General features: G+C 39.7%; 20 protein-coding genes. 7 read left to right on the forward strand and 13 right to left on the reverse strand.

Going from position 1 to position 17,155, the window contains the following annotated elements; all coding sequences use genetic code 11:
- Positions 1-57: 57 nt before the first annotated feature.
- Positions 58-663, forward strand: a complete 606-nt coding sequence (plsY, locus tag AAEY57_RS01620; protein WP_010391012.1) for a glycerol-3-phosphate 1-O-acyltransferase PlsY — start codon at positions 58-60, stop codon at positions 661-663.
- A gap of 23 nt (positions 664-686) precedes the next feature.
- On the opposite strand, the gene tsaD is transcribed toward plsY, so the two are convergent.
- Genes tsaD through AAEY57_RS01635 form a run of 3 tightly spaced genes read right to left on the reverse strand, consistent with a single transcriptional unit; the run spans position 687 to position 2,681 of the window.
- The gene (gene tsaD, locus AAEY57_RS01625; RefSeq protein ID WP_008115610.1) at positions 687-1,700 is read right to left on the reverse strand and encodes a tRNA (adenosine(37)-N6)-threonylcarbamoyltransferase complex transferase subunit TsaD; all 1,014 of its coding nucleotides are present in this window, start codon (positions 1,698-1,700) and stop codon (positions 687-689) included.
- Positions 1,701-1,744: 44 nt separating this feature from the next.
- Positions 1,745-2,335: a YjaG family protein gene (locus AAEY57_RS01630; RefSeq protein ID WP_008115608.1), complete on the reverse strand. Its 591-nt coding sequence runs from the start codon at positions 2,333-2,335 to the stop codon at positions 1,745-1,747.
- Positions 2,319-2,681 (reverse strand): putative signal transducing protein, encoded by a 363-nt coding sequence (locus AAEY57_RS01635; RefSeq protein ID WP_008466062.1) that lies wholly within the window; start codon positions 2,679-2,681, stop codon positions 2,319-2,321. Before AAEY57_RS01635 ends, AAEY57_RS01630 begins: the two co-directional genes overlap by 17 nt.
- A gap of 75 nt (positions 2,682-2,756) precedes the next feature.
- On the opposite strand from AAEY57_RS01635, the gene AAEY57_RS01640 reads away from it, so the two are divergent.
- From AAEY57_RS01640 to AAEY57_RS01650, 3 genes are all read left to right on the forward strand, one after another.
- A complete protein-coding gene (locus AAEY57_RS01640; RefSeq protein WP_008466063.1) occupies positions 2,757-3,206 on the forward strand; it encodes a DUF2721 domain-containing protein in 450 nt (149 codons plus the stop codon).
- 243 nt (positions 3,207-3,449) lie between these two features.
- Positions 3,450-4,328 carry a LysR family transcriptional regulator gene (locus AAEY57_RS01645; protein ID WP_008468191.1) on the forward strand — a complete coding sequence of 293 codons (879 nt, stop codon included), beginning with the start codon at positions 3,450-3,452 and terminating at the stop codon, positions 4,326-4,328.
- Between the two features lie 95 nt (positions 4,329-4,423).
- Complete coding sequence (locus tag AAEY57_RS01650; protein ID WP_008468193.1) at positions 4,424-5,044, forward strand: 2OG-Fe(II) oxygenase; 621 nt, start codon at positions 4,424-4,426, stop codon at positions 5,042-5,044.
- Here AAEY57_RS01650 and ubiA read toward each other — a convergent pair.
- Positions 5,041-5,919, reverse strand: coding sequence for a 4-hydroxybenzoate octaprenyltransferase (gene ubiA / locus AAEY57_RS01655; RefSeq protein ID WP_036956746.1), 879 nt, complete (start codon positions 5,917-5,919; stop codon positions 5,041-5,043). The genes AAEY57_RS01650 and ubiA overlap by 4 nt on opposite strands.
- A complete protein-coding gene (locus AAEY57_RS01660) occupies positions 5,916-6,461 on the reverse strand; it encodes a chorismate--pyruvate lyase family protein (protein WP_033104020.1) in 546 nt (181 codons plus the stop codon). The genes ubiA and AAEY57_RS01660 overlap by 4 nt, the downstream gene beginning before the upstream one ends.
- A 250-nt stretch (positions 6,462-6,711) precedes the next feature.
- Between AAEY57_RS01660 and AAEY57_RS01665 the strand changes: the two genes are divergently transcribed.
- On the forward strand, positions 6,712-7,110 hold the full coding sequence (locus AAEY57_RS01665; RefSeq protein WP_008115596.1) for a flagellar basal body-associated protein FliL: 399 nt from the start codon (positions 6,712-6,714) through the stop codon (positions 7,108-7,110).
- Here AAEY57_RS01665 and glpG read toward each other — a convergent pair.
- From glpG to AAEY57_RS01695, 6 genes are all read right to left on the reverse strand, one after another.
- Positions 7,107-7,928, reverse strand: a complete 822-nt coding sequence (gene glpG, locus AAEY57_RS01670; RefSeq protein ID WP_350605904.1) for a rhomboid family intramembrane serine protease GlpG — start codon at positions 7,926-7,928, stop codon at positions 7,107-7,109. The genes AAEY57_RS01665 and glpG overlap by 4 nt on opposite strands.
- Complete coding sequence (gene glpE, locus AAEY57_RS01675; protein WP_033104018.1) at positions 7,925-8,242, reverse strand: thiosulfate sulfurtransferase GlpE; 318 nt, start codon at positions 8,240-8,242, stop codon at positions 7,925-7,927. The genes glpG and glpE overlap by 4 nt, the downstream gene beginning before the upstream one ends.
- 65 nt (positions 8,243-8,307) lie before the next feature.
- Entirely contained in the window at positions 8,308-9,333 is a 1,026-nt protein-coding gene (gene tdh / locus AAEY57_RS01680; RefSeq protein ID WP_010390995.1) for an L-threonine 3-dehydrogenase, read from the reverse strand.
- Between the two features lie 52 nt (positions 9,334-9,385).
- Positions 9,386-10,582 carry a glycine C-acetyltransferase gene (locus tag AAEY57_RS01685; protein WP_008468203.1) on the reverse strand — a complete coding sequence of 399 codons (1,197 nt, stop codon included), beginning with the start codon at positions 10,580-10,582 and terminating at the stop codon, positions 9,386-9,388.
- 163 nt (positions 10,583-10,745) lie between these two features.
- The gene (gene gmhB / locus AAEY57_RS01690) at positions 10,746-11,315 is read right to left on the reverse strand and encodes a D-glycero-beta-D-manno-heptose 1,7-bisphosphate 7-phosphatase (protein ID WP_024601849.1); all 570 of its coding nucleotides are present in this window, start codon (positions 11,313-11,315) and stop codon (positions 10,746-10,748) included.
- Positions 11,312-12,373, reverse strand: a complete 1,062-nt coding sequence (locus AAEY57_RS01695; protein ID WP_024601848.1) for a glycosyltransferase family 9 protein — start codon at positions 12,371-12,373, stop codon at positions 11,312-11,314. The genes gmhB and AAEY57_RS01695 overlap by 4 nt, the downstream gene beginning before the upstream one ends.
- Before the next feature lie 123 nt (positions 12,374-12,496).
- On the opposite strand from AAEY57_RS01695, the gene AAEY57_RS01700 reads away from it, so the two are divergent.
- Positions 12,497-13,216 (forward strand): 3-deoxy-D-manno-octulosonic acid kinase, encoded by a 720-nt coding sequence (locus AAEY57_RS01700; RefSeq protein ID WP_024601847.1) that lies wholly within the window; start codon positions 12,497-12,499, stop codon positions 13,214-13,216.
- 6 nt (positions 13,217-13,222) lie between these two features.
- Here the strand turns inward: AAEY57_RS01700 and AAEY57_RS01705 are convergent, their stop codons facing one another.
- Positions 13,223-14,308, reverse strand: a complete 1,086-nt coding sequence (locus AAEY57_RS01705; RefSeq protein ID WP_024601846.1) for a glycosyltransferase — start codon at positions 14,306-14,308, stop codon at positions 13,223-13,225.
- Positions 14,305-15,378, reverse strand: coding sequence for a hypothetical protein (locus tag AAEY57_RS01710; protein WP_024601845.1), 1,074 nt, complete (start codon positions 15,376-15,378; stop codon positions 14,305-14,307). The genes AAEY57_RS01705 and AAEY57_RS01710 overlap by 4 nt, the downstream gene beginning before the upstream one ends.
- 169 nt (positions 15,379-15,547) lie before the next feature.
- On the opposite strand from AAEY57_RS01710, the gene AAEY57_RS01715 reads away from it, so the two are divergent.
- Positions 15,548-17,095 (forward strand): capsule assembly Wzi family protein, encoded by a 1,548-nt coding sequence (locus AAEY57_RS01715; RefSeq protein WP_024601844.1) that lies wholly within the window; start codon positions 15,548-15,550, stop codon positions 17,093-17,095.
- Positions 17,096-17,155 lie beyond the last annotated feature (60 nt).

Below are 17,155 nucleotides of genomic sequence, written 5' to 3' on the forward strand. Positions count from 1 at the left end.
CGTAAATTTTGACGCCAATAATAGCTTAAAAGTAATGATTAAAAAATAAGGAAGCGCGTGTTAGTCATTTTAATGTTTGTATTAGCCTATTTGCTCGGCTCGATTTCATCGGCCATTTTAGTGTCGCGGCTATTCAAACTTCCCGATCCACGCACAAATGGCTCCAATAACCCAGGAGCAACCAATGTCTACCGTTTAGGCGGCGCTCTCCCCGCATGCTTAGTTTTAATATTTGATATTTTAAAGGGCACTATCCCTGTTTGGGGCGCTTACTTTTTAAAACTTGAGCCGCTAGAGCTTGGTTTAATTGCGGTTGCAGCATGTTTAGGGCACATGTACCCATTATTTTTTAGTTTTAAAGGGGGTAAAGCGGTCGCAACAGCATTTGGCTCGTTACTGCCGATAGGACTCTCTTTAGGTGGGTTATTGATTGGTACTTGGCTGATTATTGTCGCGATTACCCGCTACTCATCCCTTGCAGCGTTAGTAGCTGTAACGCTAGCACCTTTATATACATGGTGGATAAAGCCGTTATATACCTTACCCGTGACCTTTATTACGCTACTGATCATTATTAGGCATCGCACTAATATTGTGCGTTTATTTAAGGGTGAAGAACCAAAAGTAGGGACTAAACAAGCCCCTACAAATGATAAGAAGTAATAACTAACCTAGGTTCTGGTTAACTATATTGCTTCTAGGCTATCGATTGGCCAGCGCGGTTTAGTTTTCATATCAAGCGTAGCAAACTGCCCCGCTTTTAAACGCTGCATACCGGCATACGCTATCATTGCGCCATTGTCGGTACAAAACTCAGTGCGTGGGTAATACACTTCGCCCTTCATACCTTGCATCACACGCTCTAGTTGCAAACGTAGTTGCGTATTAGCACTTACACCACCGGCTATTACTAAACGTTTAATACCCGTTTGTTTTAGTGCTCGCTTACACTTAATCACTAAAGTATCTATAACGGCTGTTTGAAATGCATGGGCAATATCTGCTTTAGTTTGCTCGTCACTATCATTTTCACGAATAGCAATCGAAGCGGCGGTTTTTAGGCCACTAAAGCTAAAATCAAGACCAGGCTTATCTGTCATCGGGCGCGGAAAAACAAATCGTTTGGCAACGCCTTGCTCAGCCATTTTAGCTAAACGAGGACCGCCAGGGTAATCAAGCCCAAGTAATTTAGCCGTTTTATCAAATGCTTCACCTGCAGCGTCATCTACCGACTCACCCAATACTTCGTATTGGCCAATGCCCGCAACCTTTACCATCATGGTATGACCGCCAGATACGAGTAAAGCAATAAATGGAAATTCGGGAACGTTTTCCTCAAGCATTGGCGCTAATAAATGCCCTTCCATGTGATGCACTGCCACCGCAGGAATATCCCAACCATACGCTAAAGAGCGACCAATTGAGGTACCTACTAACAAAGCCCCTACTAAACCTGGCCCTGCCGTATAAGCAATACCGTCTAAATCTTCAGGTCCACAGCCAGCTTGTGCAAATGCCGCATCGATAAGCGGCAATGTTTTACGTACATGATCGCGAGATGCAAGCTCAGGTACCACACCACCGTAATCAGCATGTACTTTTACTTGGCTATATAATTGATGAGCCAGTAGCCCTTTTTCATCATCATAAATAGCAATACCAGTTTCATCGCATGATGATTCAATGCCTAAAATTCGCATTGTTAATTCTCCTGCCACCTAACAAGGTGTTTAAAACAAATAACTTAAAGTGCTAAACCAATGTTAGTTTGGCCATCAGCAAGGACATGCTTTTTCAATGCTTTCACATTTTCAGCAGTGATACGCCCCATTGCTTCTACAAAATCAATTAGTTCACCTAATACCTCTATTTCGTATTGCATCAGTGGGTGTTCACGCACCGCTTTGTTATCGGCAACATCACCTTCAACCGTCATTTGGTACTCAATAAAGCGAGCTACGGTGGCCTGTGATATTTTACTCACATTAACAAACTCTTGCTCATCTTGTGCTAAAAGGCCATGCATTAAACTCAGTAATGAGGTGGCAGCATCGATTGCAGGATAGGTACCAAACATATCAAAATCGGCAAGTTCAGGAACATTAGGTTCTATTTTTTCAACTTGCTTTTCTAAATCAATTTTACTTTTAGGAAGGAGTATTTTTTCCCAACATACATTTAAAGCATTGCGTAAAATAACCTCATCGCCAAAGCCGGTAGCCTCACTAAATAGTCCATAATTAGGCAACATACGCTCTATTAACGCACTGGCCAATACCGCTTTTTGTAAATAATTTAACTCTCTAATACGCTGAAAATTATTCGCTTTTGTCATTCTTTAAGGTCCCACATGACCAACAAAAATCAAATGTTGATCCATTATGCTCATTACAATTAGGGCACACCCAATCTGGAGCGGATTGTTTTACTTGCTGATAGTTTACCAATATTTCACGTGCATGGCGCTCTTTTATCGCATAAACCTGCACACTTACTTGTGTTTGTTCAAATGGGATCTCGCCCATTGCGCCTTGCAGTATTTCACCTTTTATTTGGCACTCAATTCCCGCATTAAGAATCAGTCCTTTTATTATATTGGCCTCTAAACTATTTTCTGCATTATAAAGCGTCACCCAATCAAATGATGTTACATTTGATTGGCTATTATTAGTATTTTGCAATATCCACCTCATTTACTTTATGTGTACGATAAGCCCGCGTAACCTAAAGCAAATAATATGATTTAAGGACACATTATGACGCTAACTACCCCAGGTTTACTTTTTCCAGCCATCTCATTGTTATTACTTGCCTATACAAACCGATTTTTAGTGCTTGCGCAACTAATACGAGAATTGAATGCCCGTGAAGGTGAGTCTATTCGTCCTGTTGTAGTGGCGCAAATAACTAATCTTAGAAAGCGAATAAAACTAATAAGGACCATGCAAGTATACGGAGTGGCCTCTTTTTTATTATGTACGTTATCTATGTTTGCATTATTTATAGAATTTAATACCACGGGCATTATTTTATTTGGTGTTAGTTTAAGCTGCTTGAGCTTATCTTTGCTTACTTCATTATTTGAAATTCATATTTCTTGTGATGCCATAGAAATTGAATTACAAAACATTGAAAATAAGCCTTTAAGTAACCGAGTTAGTAAAAACTTTATTGAGCCTAATCCCAAAAGTAAAAACAGCAATTAACCAAACGAGACTTTAGTAATGTTGTTATAAAATTGCACAAATTAGGCTAATGATAAAACCCAACAGTTACTTAACATTACCCAAAGGTATAACAACATTTTGCAACTATTCTCTTTAAATACGATTAAAAGAAAGTTAATCTTAATAAGTGGTTAAAAACCTTATTTCAACTGATCTGTAGGGATATAAAGTCAGTATTAAATCTGTAATTCCCCTAGCTTACCTATAAAAAAGGACTATATAGTGAGATTTGAACAATTAGAACAGTTTGTAGCACTTGGCCTACTTCGTCATTTTAGGCAAGCTGCTGAACAAACCCAAATTAGCACATCTGCATTAACCCGTAGCATTCAAACTCTTGAAACGGAGCTTGGCTACGAACTAGTTACCCGCTCTACTCGCTCGGTTAAGTTAACTCAAGCAGGCGAACTTTTCCTCGACTTTGCTAAAAATACGCTCAATGAGCTAGAACAAATAAAGCATCGCGCTTTTCAATCAATTAATGGCACAGAAGAAAAAAAATTAGTGATTGGCTACACCACAACAACCAGCAGCATAGTACCAATCACCTGCGGCGAATTTTTGAGTCAGTACCCGCATATTAAAATTGAAATGCAGCTGCAAAATAAAACTGAGCTTCATAGAAAACTGCTTCAAGGGGAAATTGACATTAGTGTATGCTCGCAAATAGTCAATAGCATTGGTAGCGATATACAATTACCTGATCAACTTATTTTATTTTGTTCAAAACAACACCCTTTAGCAAATAAAAGCGATATTAGTAAAAAAGAGCTCGAAAGCTATCCAATGTTCAGTTGTTTTTCGCAGTCAAAACAAGTGCAATCAATGCTTAATGAAGTAATAGACTCGTTAAATAAAGTTTCAACTATTAAAGTAGGTAGTATTGAGCAGGTAATGGCTGGACTTGAAAAGTCAGATCATTTTGCTATTGCAGGTATTGAACACACCAGCTCTGTGGCAGAAAACCATAACTTAATCCAGCTTAAAACGAATAACGATATTAGCCATGAACAACTTGTGGTGCAAACAAGCCAGCAGATAGAGGCAGGTGAGCATGTTGACCACCTACTCTCGCTAATTAAGAAAGTTTCAAGAGCATAAAAAATGACTCCATGCGTTTTATAACAACTATAAATTAGTGGCATTAAAGTTTTTTTTCACTACACTAACGCTCCCTTATATTATGACTAGCGTTAATGAACAACTTTACAGCTGCTGAAATTTACCTAGAGCACATTGAAACGCATGGCTATGCCATTATTGAAAACGCCATTGATAGTGACTTAATATCCGAGTTGATGGCTGATTGCTATAGAATAAATCCTCACTTTAGCCTTGCCGGTATTGGACGATTAAACAATTTACAAATTGATGATTCCGTTCGTAAAGATAAAACCTACTGGTTTGATGGCAGCTCAAATGCACAGCTTAGCTATCAACAAATAATGGAAGCTGTTCGCACTACCCTTAATCGTAACTTTTTCATGGGCTTGTTTGATTATGAATGTCACTATGCAAAGTATACGCAGGGTGATTTTTACAAAAAACATGTAGATGCGTTCAAAGGTCGTTCAAATCGAGTTTTTACCACCGTATTGTATTTAAACTCTCCTAAGAAAGGCGGGGAGCTGGTTATTTACAAGCCAAAAAGTAAAGACATAGAAGTGGTTATAAAACCCACTGCAGGCACTTTGGTATTATTTGAAAGCGAACGCTTTGTGCATGAAGTACTTCCGGCTTTTGATAACCGCTATTCGATTGCTGGTTGGTTCAGAAAAAATGCGTCAATTAGTGGTATTATCGACCCACCCCGTTAAGAAAAAACGGGGTAAGAAAATAATAAGCCAATAAAAATAGCCAGTCCTACGTAATGATTATTTAAAAATGCTTTAAAACAATTATCTCGCTGGCGTAAATGAATCAAACGCTGTTGATACACCAGTAAAATTGCTGCAACAAATAATCCCAACCAAAAACTAAATCCTATTTGATTCATCAATCCAATTAAAACCATCAGCGCAAAAAAGCTAAAGTTAAGTAGCGCTATAATGTGGCGATCATAACTGGCGAATAAAATAGCGGTTGATTTTACTCCTATTTTTAAATCATCATCTCTATCAACCATGGCATACATAGTGTCATAAGCCACCGTCCAGCAAATATTAGCGACAAATAATAGCCAAGCTTGCACAGGCAATGAGTTTATTGATGCCATAAATGCCATAGGAATTGCCCAACCAAAAGCAGCCCCTAATACAACCTGTGGAAGTTGTGTGTAACGTTTCATAAAGGGATAACAAAACGCGAGCCCAAGCGCCCCAAACGATAACAAGATAGTATTGGTATTTAGCATTATTACTAAAATAAAAGCGATACTAACCAGCAGCAAAAACAAACTAACTGCTTCCCCACTACTCACAGCCCCAGTTGCTAAAGGGCGCTGACAGGTTCGTTTTACTGAGCCATCTATTTTTCTGTCAGCAAAATCATTGATAACGCATCCTGCGCTTCGCATAACTATTACCCCAAGGGTAAACACAATGAAGTTTGTTAGGCTTGGTATCCCTTCATTTGCTATCCAAAGCGCCCAATAAGTTGGCCAAAGTAATAATAAGGTGCCTATGGGCTTATCTATTCGCATTAACTGAACGTAATACGGTACATGGTTTACCGATAAAGGGGCTAGTTTCATGAGTATAAATAGGCTCCTGGTAAAAAAACTTCACAAACTAAAAATTTGTAGTCATGCAAAGAGAACACGCTTCGTCGCCCTAATAATATGTGTATGGGTAAATTAAGTTCGCTCACCAGTGATTGCAATGAGTGGTTATCATCAAAGCGAGCAATTTCAATATCAGCGCGCTTTAACGCAGGGTCTTGAAATATGACATCACCCAACGGACGTTCACCCATATTATGCAGCTGATTATTTGTATTGTTGTTTGATATTGGCAACCAGCTTTGAGCATATACAACCGGTTTGTCATCACACAACAATAAAACCTCACGGTTAAGTACGGTGTTCACCTCATTACTTAATAAAGCTTGCTGAGGTTGCGAGAGGTTAACTTTTTGCTCGCTCAGCACCTTTACTGCAAAACGCTGCGACTGGCTTTTTAATTTAGCCGTTAAAGAACGCGGTTCAAATAGCCACTCTTGCTCAGCGCTAGATAAGCCACAGACTTGAGAAGTACTCTGCCAATCAGCAGATAAAGAAAGAGGAAACGTAATCACAATAGCTCTACTTGATAAAAATCAGCAAGATCATAACATTGCTAAGAGATTTGAAAAAGCGCGATTTACTCACTACCAAGCACACCCTGTTATTATAAAAAGCTAATCAACATTTGACTCTCGCTATTGCCTATCCCAAACTTGAGTACAGAGTGCCTTTACATAACTCAACAAATAACAGCATCTTGCTGTATCTTATTTACTAATAAGTATAAACTATTTGTAACCAGTTTACGGAAACGCTTTTGAAATGAAAAAAACAGTATTTACAGGCCTTTTTATTCTTTTAGTCAGCCTAACTAGCTTATCAGCACGTGCTGAGTCTACTGTGGGTTATTTTGGGTTTGAGCCAGACATTATTACCAATTACATTGGTCCATCAAGTAAAAAAATGGGTTACGTTCGCGTCACGGTAGATTTAATGCTAAACAAAACATCCGATATTGCCATTGTAGAACACCACACCCCTCTGTTACGTGATGCGCTAGTAGAGATATTATCAAAAGAGCCTGAAAATAAAATAAAGTCTTTAACAGGGCGTGAGCAAATTCGCCTTAAAAGCGCAGAAAAACTAAAAAGCTTACTTAAGGAAGAGACAGGCCAAGAAATAATCCGAGACCTGTTATTTACTAAATATTTATATCATTAGGCGCTTTTTGTTTTAAAAAGCTGAGCGGTATAGGCAAAAGCCATACCGCTAACAAGCCCACCTAAGTGTGCCCAATTAGCCATTCCAACAAATAATACATCTGCAAAACCAAGTACTAACCATACCAGCATAAAACCAACAATTGCGGTTGTAACCAGTGCAGGCTGTTTAGGGTTAAGCGCGCTGTAAATCCAACAAAAGCCTAACAACCCATATACAACACCGCTAAGCCCACCAAAGTTAGGACCGACCATTAAGTACTGTGCCCAATTACTTATTAAAGCGGTAACTAAAAACAGCCCGATTAAACTCGACTTACCGCATTGCTTTTCAATGTTATCACCCAGCGATACCCACCAGATTAAGTTAAACACAATATGCATAGCGCTAAAATGCACAATAGCAGGTGTTAACCAGGTAAGTGGTGACGCAGGATTGAACTGCAACGCCATATAAATAGGCTCAAACGCACCAAATAAAAAGGCAACATAAACAATAATGCTGAGAATACTAACACCTTGATTAAGCCAGCTTAAGGCTTTAAAACGAGCGACTAAATTAAGTGACTGCCCTTGATACTTTAACGGTGACTGCGTAGTACCTACTTGCCATGATGCTTGTTGGTAACGCTCATGATTAGGGTTTTTAGCAAATTCGTTCCATAAAGGCTGCACTGCATGAAAGTCTTCAGGTGCCACACTAATAACAAGCGTATGGCCATCCTCAGTACGAATTTGCCCTGTAAGCCCTTGGCTTTTTAGGTAATCTATAAAGCCCTGTGCAGCGCGGGGATTAGTTAGGCTACCAAGCTCTATCATCGTGCTACTTTATCCTTGTAAGCGGCTTCCCACGCAGTAAAACCGCCATCCATGCTGTAAACATCTTCAAAGCCTTGCTCTACTAAGTAGCTGGCAGCACCTTGTGAACTCATGCCGTGATAACAGACAATAATAATCGGCTGGTCAAACTCCTTTTCCATCATAAATTGGGCAATATTCGCATTAGATAATGCCTCTGAACCCGGAATATGACCCGCTTGATACGAATTAGGATCGCGAATATCAGCAATCACTACATCTTCTTTATCGAGTAGTTCAAGGGTTTGTGCGATTGATATATGTTTAAATGCCATAGTACTCTCTTATAATTACAAAAAAGGCGACAAATGCCGCCTTTAATTCTCTTAACAAGGGGTAATTAATCCCAGTTAAGAATTACTTTACCCGATTGGCCTGAAATCATCATATCAAAGCCAGCTTGGAAGTCATCTATTGAATACTGATGAGTAATAATTGGTTTTAAATCAAGCCCTGATTGAATCAAACTGGCCATTTTGTACCAAGTTTCAAACATCTCACGACCGTAAATACCTTTGATCACTAAGCCTTTAAAAATAACTTGATTCCAATCGACCGCCATATCTGAAGGTGGAATTCCCAACATGGCAATTTTGCCGCCATGATTCATGTTATTTAGCATGGCATTAAATGCACTTGGTACACCTGACATCTCTAGGCCAATATCAAAGCCTTCAGTCATGCCCAGCTCTTTAGCAACATCTTCAAGCTTTTCATTCGCGACGTTTACAGCACGCGTTGCGCCCATTTTACGTGCTAAGTCTAGGCGGTATTCATTTACATCAGTAATAACCACATGGCGTGCACCCACATGCTTAGCCACAGCTGCAGCCATAATACCAATTGGGCCAGCACCGGTGATCAAGACATCTTCACCGACTAAATCGAACGATAAAGCCGTGTGTACTGCATTGCCAAATGGGTCAAAAATAGAGGCAAGTTCATCGCTAATATTATCTGGGATTTTAAACGCATTAAATGCAGGTATCACTAAATACTCTGCAAATGCGCCTTCGCGGTTTACACCGACCCCTGTTGTATTACGACATAAGTGAACGCGCCCAGCACGACAGTTACGACAATGGCCACAGGTTATATGACCTTCACCTGATACGCGGTCGCCAACTTCGAAACCGCGAACTTCTTGTCCCATGTCAATTACTTCACCCACGTATTCGTGGCCAACCACCATAGGCGTCGGTATGGTGTTTTGTGCCCATTCATCCCACTTATAAATATGCACATCGGTGCCACAAATAGCCGTTTTACGAATCTTAATTAACAGATCGTTATGACCCACTTCAGGCTTTGGTGCATCTGTCATCCAAATGCCTGGCTCTGCTTTTAACTTTGATAATGCTTTCATAATTCACACTCAATTAAAAAATCGCGACTTCAGCCGCGATTTAACAAGAAAATTAAATAACACCAATCTCTTTACCAATACGGGTAAATGCTGCAATGGCTGTATCAAGCTGTTCTTTGCTGTGCGCTGCAGAGATTTGGGTACGAATACGCGCCTGCCCTTTTGGTACAACAGGGAATGAAAAGCCGGTTACATAAATCCCTTCAGCCAATAACTTATCAGCCATAAGTGACGCTACTTTGGCGTCTCCTAGCATCACAGGTATAATCGCATGATCTTTACCTGCACAGGTAAAACCAGCCGCTTCCATTTGCTCACGGAAGTATTTAGCATTTGACCATAGCTTAGCGCGAAGCTCACCGCCATTTTCAAGCATTTCTAACACTTTAATTGACGCCGTTACAATTGAAGGCGCTAATGAATTTGAGAATAAGTATGGACGTGAACGTTGACGAAGCCACTCAACAATTTCTTTTTTACCTGAGGTATAACCACCAGAGGCTCCACCAAGCGCTTTACCTAAGGTACCAGTAATAATATCAACACGATCAAGCACGTTGCAGTATTCAGGTGTACCTTTACCGTTTTCGCCAACAAAACCAACTGCATGTGAGTCATCAACCATAACAAGTGCATCGTATTTATCAGCTAAGTCGCATACGGCTTCTAAGTTACAAATAACGCCATCCATTGAGAATACGCCATCGGTTGCAATTAATTTAGTTTTAGCACCGGCTTCATCGGCTGCGATTAATTGCTTTTCTAAATCAGCCATATCGTTATTTGCATAACGGAAACGTTTTGCTTTACATAAACGTACGCCATCAATAATAGAAGCATGGTTTAATGAATCAGAAATAATCGCATCGTCTGCACCTAATATGGTTTCAAACAACCCCGTATTGGCATCAAAACATGATGAGTACAAAATGGTGTCTTCAGTTTCTAAAAATTGACTGATTTTTTTCTCGAGCGTTTTATGAATATCTTGTGTACCACAAATGAAACGCACAGACGCCACACCAAACCCATGGTCATCTAAGCCTTGTTGCGCTGCTTTAATAAGCTCTGGGCTGTTAGCTAAACCTAAGTAGTTGTTAGCACAAAAATTAATAACTTTTTCGCCTGATGCCACTTCAATTTGAGCTTGCTGCTGCGAAGTGATAACACGTTCATTCTTGTACAAACCTTCCGCTTTAACGTCTTCGATTTGCTGTTGTAATTGGCTAAAAAAAGCAGATGCTCTCATCTGTGATCTCCATTTGGTTGAACGGGTTAAACAGCAGACGTGTTGCTGCTATTTATAATGAGGGTATTGTAAAAGTTTAAGCGCCAAATTGCACTGTTTGTCATTCGTCGCAAATTGCCTAACTGGCAGGAAAAGCTGCCAGTTTACAGGCTTGAGGTGTGTACTACGTTAGATCAGCAAATAAAGCCGGAAGGTCGTTGATTGAGTCACAAACATAGTCAGCAAAATTTACAGCTTTGTCATCAAATTTTTGCCCTGAACGTACCAGTACTTTGGTACGTACATTAGCGCTAATGGCAGCGTGCATGTCACCTAATTTGTCACCCACCATCACACTAAGTGCAGGGTTGATATGATGATCTTCTATTCCTTGAAGTAACATGCCAGGCGCTGGTTTTCTGCAATCGCACTCTTTTAAATAATCTGGTAATGCGTTTTTAGGATGATGAGGACAAAAATAAACGTCCGTAATTTCAATTTGATGAGCGCTAAACTGCGCTTTCATCCACTCGCTAAGCGCTAAAAATTCGCTCTCAGAATAATAACCACGGCCAATGCCTGACTGATTAGTCACTATAATTATTTTATAGCCCGCATCATAAAACGCTTTGCATGTTGAAAACACACCGTCTATAAATTCAAACTCTTCACTTTTAAACACATAACCATGGTCAACATTTACTACGCCATCTCGATCTAAAAAAAGCGCCTTGTTAGTGTTTTCTTGATTCATAACAGTGACTCTTTTTTAACAACATGATCAAACATTTGTTTTACTGCATCGGTGGTTATTTGACTCATTAAATCATCGCCTTTAACACGAGTACCCCAAGGCAATTGCTCGGCGATTTTACCTGTTTGCTTTACTAAGTTTTGATGGTAAACCTCAACCACGTAGTCTTGGTATAAATAAGGCCCCGTTCGCGCTGGGTTTGAATGCGCATATAAGCCAATAACCGGTGTGCCCACAGTCACCGCCATATGAGCTGGGCCTGTGTCAGGTGCCAGTACTAAGTCTGCACGCTTAAGTACGCACAATAATTCTTTGAGTTTTGTTTTACCCACCAAGTTCAGAATGGGTGAATCAGAGTGTTTAATGATGTTATTTGCTAAATTAATTTCCAGTTCAGTCGGTCCACCAGTTAATACTATTTTAAACCCCTGTGTATGTGCATAATCCGCAAGCGCAGCATAGCGTTCGGCTAACCAGTTACGCTGTGCTTTACTTGCTGCTGGCGAAATAACAAATAGCTTATTTGATAAATAATCGTCACCTAGAAGCTCATCAGCTTTAGCTTGATCTTTGTTGGTAAAGGGCATATTCCATACAGGGACATAATCATCAACACCAATCGCTTGGGCAAAGCCTTTAAATCCCTCTAAAACATGCGCCTGAGATTGGGCTTTAATGCGTTTATTAATAAATAAACTATGTAGCTCTTTTGAACGAGCCCAGTCAAAACCAATTTTAACTTTGGCAGGAATACAGCGAGCAACAAAACCTGCTCTTAAAGCCACTTGCATATTAAGCAGTACGTCAAAACACTGCCCTTTAAAGGTTTGCTTTAACTGTTTCAGTGCCGGTTTACCTTGTTTTTTATCAAATACAACAAGCTCAACGCCTGGTAAGTCAGCTAACAGCATCGCCTCGACCTTACCTATAACCCATGTAATTTTGGCATTTGGGTGTGCTTTTTGAATAGCTTGTACCGCACTTACTGCATGGCATACATCACCAATAGCAGAAAGACGTAAAATACAAATTGAAGTGTAAGTAGGCGCTGAAGTCACACGTTTCCTTGGAGGTAAAATAATAAAACCTGATCTTAAATTATAATCGCGTCATTGCAAGTACTTATCCTTAGCGTTAAAACACGTTAATATGTGCACATATTAACGCGAACCCTATGAGCTATGTTTAATCAACACGTCAAAAATAACCATGTCATTTTGAGCCATCCTCAATATAGCAGCCAGATAGAGTTAGATTGGTTTAGCCCCGACTTTTGGCAGCAACAGCAAAAAATTGTTGGCGCTAAAAAGGGACGTGCAACCGCATGGTTTTTTAAACACGCAGATTTAACGGCTGTGTTGCGCCATTATTGGCGTGGCGGCCTGATAGGAAAGCTACTCAGTGATCAGTATTTGTACTGGGGGCTTGAGCATACCCGTGTTTATAAAGAGTTTAGCTTGATGGCACAATTAATAGAGCTAGGTTTAAATGTACCAAAACCTATTGCCGCTAAAGTGAGCCGCCATGGTTTTATTTACCGAGGTGATATTATTACTGAAGCGGTTAGCGGCGCTAAAAGCGTATTAGATATACTGATTGAACGCGCATTGAATGATATTGAAATAAAAAAAATAGCCAGCACAATTGCGTTATTTCATAATGAAGGGGTGTATCACGCTGATTTAAATATTAATAATATTTTATTTGATGACAGTGGCAACGTTTTTATTATCGATTTTGACCGCGGCGAAATAAAAACACCCGATAAAAAATGGCAACAAAGCAACATGTCTCGACTACAGCGCTCATTTTTAAAAGAGCAAAGCCGCAATAGCAGCTTTCATTGGCAAGAAAACGATTGGCAAAGTTTAAATAAACACTACCATAATGGGTTAACCTAATAAAAACTAGTTTGCTAACGCTAAGTATTGCTCTGTTACTCTATCGGCACACACCTTTTCTAAAATAGCTGCGTTGGTTACATTTGGGTTATCTGCGAGCACTTGCTTAACTGCGAGCGCTAGGAGCTCACCTTGGCCAATAGGTACTAGGTATTTACTTAGTTCACCCGTAAGTATTTCACTTGGACCATGAGGGCACTCAGTACTGACAGCAGGCGTACCTACTGCTAAAGCCTCGACTAGCACATTACCAAACCCTTCAAAGTCTGAACTTAACAATAAAGCTTTTGCCTGCTTTATCCAGTTATATGGGTTTTGTACAAATCCCGGAACAATAAGCTGATTTTCAATACCATATTCTTTGGCTAACTTTAATGCCTTTTCTTTTTTGTTACATAACAGCACTAATTTGTATTTTTTATCTAACTTGGCAAATGCAGAAAATAAAATATCATGGCGTTTTTGTTTAGCTAAACGTCCCACATGAATAAGATATGGAGAATCGGGTATATTTGTATTCACCTCATTAGCTTTATCATTGATTGTTTTAAAATTGAATGGATTATAAATAGTGGTAATAGCACTTGGGGTTATTAAGCTGCCTTGTTGTATTTCTTCTTCAACCCCTTTGGACACGCAGATCAGTGATTTACCATTAAGATTTTGTTTACTCTTTTTAAGATATAAGTATGAAAGCGGGCCTAGTTTTTTTTGCCTAGCGAGCTCTGCATTAACTGAGTTATGAACAACAAAATGGGTATTTTTTATTTTACTCTGCGCTAATAAGTTATTACTACGATCTAAATTAGAAAGTACTATATCAATAGACCCAAGTTGCCGTAACTTTTGCTCAAACCATGCCTCTAACACTCTGATATTCTTTTTTATCTGCCAAAATCGATCTACTTTTGTTGCTCGACCTGAAAATAAACTTTCAACGTTCAAAGTGGTTGGAATGTCATATTCAATATTTTGCGCCAATGACAAGATAGTCACATTGTGGTCTTTTAATACCATCTCTTGCGCTAATGTAAGCATTACCTTTTCAGCGCCACCACCAACAAGAGAGTCAATTACAATGACAATATTCATAGCTTATTCCCCTGCAACAGTACTTTTACACCATTCGTTATAACATCAAAGCTATGTACATTTTCTAACAACATATATTGGCTGAGTGTATTGTTATAATTTGGCTCAGTAAGTAGCTCTTGCACTTTTTGAGTGATGTCTAAAATATCAAGCTCAGCTTGTTTAACAACGCCAGTGGCTGCACAACGTGCGACTCGATCACTCTGATCTTTTGAAATAGCACAAGCAATGGTTGGGGTTTGCAAAGCAATAGCTTGTAGTAAAGTATCACCCGCGCTCAGTAATGCAATTTTAGCCTGACTGAGTAAGGCTAAAAATTCAGTTCCCTCTTGGCTTGGCAAACAAATTAACTCATTGGTTTTAGGTAGCGACTTAGTGTAATTAGGGCCAAATACCACCACGCCTTTCAAGCCTGTTTGTTTAGCAATAACAAGCCCTGCTTGAAAATATATATCTGCGCAACTTACGCCATTAACTGTATGACCACCAGAGCCCGCGTTAACAATAAAGAATTCTTTTTCTTTCAAGTGATAACGGTTTAGTGCATCGCATTTTTGTTGCGCTGATGCAAATACTGTAAATGGCCCAACATTAGCAGGATAGGCCAAAGGCAACATGCTCAATTTTAGCTTTTCATACCACGAAAGAGGTTCAATACAGTAATCCGGTTGTACCACCCAATGAGTATCAATAAGACCAGTCCTATTAAGCTTTAAACCTTTTGCCCGCTTTTTTGCATGCTGCGAAATAAAAACAACTTTAGCACCCACTTTTTTTGCCGCTTTCATTTGCTCAGCGCGTCCTGCGCAATCAAAAAGCACCGCATCTGGTTTGTATTGATCAATAAACTGACATACGTGCGTATTTTCTTTTGTTGCCGATTGGTTTAAGAGTAAGCTAGAAAACGGGCAGCTTTTAGCATAAGCCGTATGCTTATTTAAGATAAAATGAATATCTAACTGCTTGCCATACTCAGCCTTTAAAGTTTGAGCCAGCTGTAATGAGCGCATATATTCACCAATACCTTCTGGTGATGACACAGGAATAAATAAAAGTCGTTTTTTGCTCATTACAATCTCACTGGCTTATTTGACCTGCAGTATACCAATGGCAACTTTTTAGCGATAGATGGTAAGCATTTTTCTATATGATTTAACATACCAATTTAGATTTAATTACTGCAATAAGATGCTTAGATTGCTAAACTTACCGGCAATTTCAATCACAAGGATCTGAGCTTTGCGAAACAAAATTTTTATACTTTCTTCGCTTTTTTGTGCAATGAGTACCCCTGTTTATGCTGAACCCTGGGTTAAACCTGATGATTTTGGGTTAAGAGCGGATATCCAGCAACTCGCCGATGCAGGTGTTATTTTAGCCCCGGTAACGACTTACCCGTTAATGTGGAAAAGCTTTATTGCTGATATCGATAATGCCGGACTAGAGCAATTATCACCTCGCTTACAAGATGCGTTATTGCGTGTAAAACATCGTTATAAGTCAGAAAACAGTGGTTCACATAGTGTTCAACTTTCTGCATTTGCTAGCTCAGATCCATTAGCGACCACCAGCTTTGGTGCAACGAATACCCAAGAGTCAGAATTAACAGCAGCCTATGCTTACCTAGGACATAACTTTGCAGCCAAAATTGCGCTTAATCACCGCAGTGATGGTAAAAAGTGTTTAATCAACGGTAAAACAACAGACAATATAGTTAACAATGAGCAAGCACTGACTGACTGCAATGATACCTCACTTGATGATAGCTATTTAGCGTATCGTTTGGGTAATTGGATATTTAGAGCCGGTGCGGTTGAACAGTTTTGGGGACCAGGCGTTGATAACAGTCTAATTATGTCTGGTAACGCCAAACCACTTCCTGCAATAAGTATCAGCAGAGAACAAAGCAGTGCATTTGAAACACCTTGGCTGAGTTGGATTGGTCAGTGGAGCTTTACTGCACAAATGGCAAAGCTAGAGTCAACACGAGTTGTACCAGATGCGTTATTATGGAGCACTCGTGTTAACTTTCGCCCCGTTCAACAATTAGAAATAGCATTAAGCTGGACAGCACAATGGGCAGGGAAAGGACAACCAAGCTCGGCTAGTGACTTTATCGATATGATTGCCGGTGATACAGAATGCGTTGATGGCACCAGTAATTGTGATAGCCAGTTACAGTCAAAAATTGGTAATCAATTAGCCGGTATTGATATTCGCTGGTCTGATACGTTGTTCAATCAACCTTATGCTATTTATGCAAGTACCATTGGTGAAGATGCGAGCTCACAATTTAAACCAGCAGATAGAGCGTATTTATTTGGCTTACAAACAACACATCGCGTTTACGAGCAGAATTTACTAGTCAACTTAGAATATATTGATACAGGTGTCTCTTGCTCTGCGGGGTCAACGACCGAAAACTGCTATTATGAGCACACAGATTATCAATCAGGCTATCGCTATCATGGCCGTCCTATCGGCTCTACTTATGATAATGATACGCAGTCACTAGTACTTACTGTACTTGGGCAACTTTCTAACGGAACTGATTGGCAAGTAAAACTGCGTGATATTGACTTCAATAGCGACAACCGCGATCGTTACCCTAATAATCCAGATTTAGGTAACTCAATCACAAAAACCGCATTTAGTTCTAAGCAGCTTGAAGTACGTTATAGAATGCTTGCAATGGGAGGGCGCTTAACCCTTGGCGGACTTGCCTCTAATAACGATGGAGCAGAAAACGATACGTCTGCATTTGCTAAGTTCGAATACAACTTTTAGTTTCATTAATAACATTAAAAAAGGGGATAAACTGCAGTTTATCCCCTTTTTTTGATTTCA

This window comes from Pseudoalteromonas sp. MER144-MNA-CIBAN-0113, assembly GCF_040308965.1.
Lineage (GTDB): Bacteria > Pseudomonadota > Gammaproteobacteria > Enterobacterales > Alteromonadaceae > Pseudoalteromonas > Pseudoalteromonas tetraodonis.

What these genes read in the sequence shown, in the direction of transcription:
- tsaD (WP_008115610.1), bottom strand. Translation starts at nt 1,700, where the DNA reads ATGCGAATTTTAGGCATTGAATCATCATGCGATGAAACTGGTATTGCT.
- AAEY57_RS01630 (WP_008115608.1), bottom strand. Translation starts at nt 2,335, where the DNA reads ATGACAAAAGCGAATAATTTTCAGCGTATTAGAGAGTTAAATTATTTA.
- AAEY57_RS01640 (WP_008466063.1), top strand. Translation starts at nt 2,757, where the DNA reads ATGACGCTAACTACCCCAGGTTTACTTTTTCCAGCCATCTCATTGTTA.
- AAEY57_RS01650 (WP_008468193.1), top strand. Translation starts at nt 4,424, where the DNA reads ATGAACAACTTTACAGCTGCTGAAATTTACCTAGAGCACATTGAAACG.
- ubiA (WP_036956746.1), bottom strand. Translation starts at nt 5,919, where the DNA reads ATGAAACTAGCCCCTTTATCGGTAAACCATGTACCGTATTACGTTCAG.
- AAEY57_RS01665 (WP_008115596.1), top strand. Translation starts at nt 6,712, where the DNA reads ATGAAAAAAACAGTATTTACAGGCCTTTTTATTCTTTTAGTCAGCCTA.
- glpG (WP_350605904.1), bottom strand. Translation starts at nt 7,928, where the DNA reads ATGATAGAGCTTGGTAGCCTAACTAATCCCCGCGCTGCACAGGGCTTT.
- glpE (WP_033104018.1), bottom strand. Translation starts at nt 8,242, where the DNA reads ATGGCATTTAAACATATATCAATCGCACAAACCCTTGAACTACTCGAT.
- tdh (WP_010390995.1), bottom strand. Translation starts at nt 9,333, where the DNA reads ATGAAAGCATTATCAAAGTTAAAAGCAGAGCCAGGCATTTGGATGACA.
- AAEY57_RS01685 (WP_008468203.1), bottom strand. Translation starts at nt 10,582, where the DNA reads ATGAGAGCATCTGCTTTTTTTAGCCAATTACAACAGCAAATCGAAGAC.
- gmhB (WP_024601849.1), bottom strand. Translation starts at nt 11,315, where the DNA reads ATGAATCAAGAAAACACTAACAAGGCGCTTTTTTTAGATCGAGATGGC.
- AAEY57_RS01700 (WP_024601847.1), top strand. Translation starts at nt 12,497, where the DNA reads ATGTTTAATCAACACGTCAAAAATAACCATGTCATTTTGAGCCATCCT.
- AAEY57_RS01705 (WP_024601846.1), bottom strand. Translation starts at nt 14,308, where the DNA reads ATGAATATTGTCATTGTAATTGACTCTCTTGTTGGTGGTGGCGCTGAA.
- AAEY57_RS01710 (WP_024601845.1), bottom strand. Translation starts at nt 15,378, where the DNA reads ATGAGCAAAAAACGACTTTTATTTATTCCTGTGTCATCACCAGAAGGT.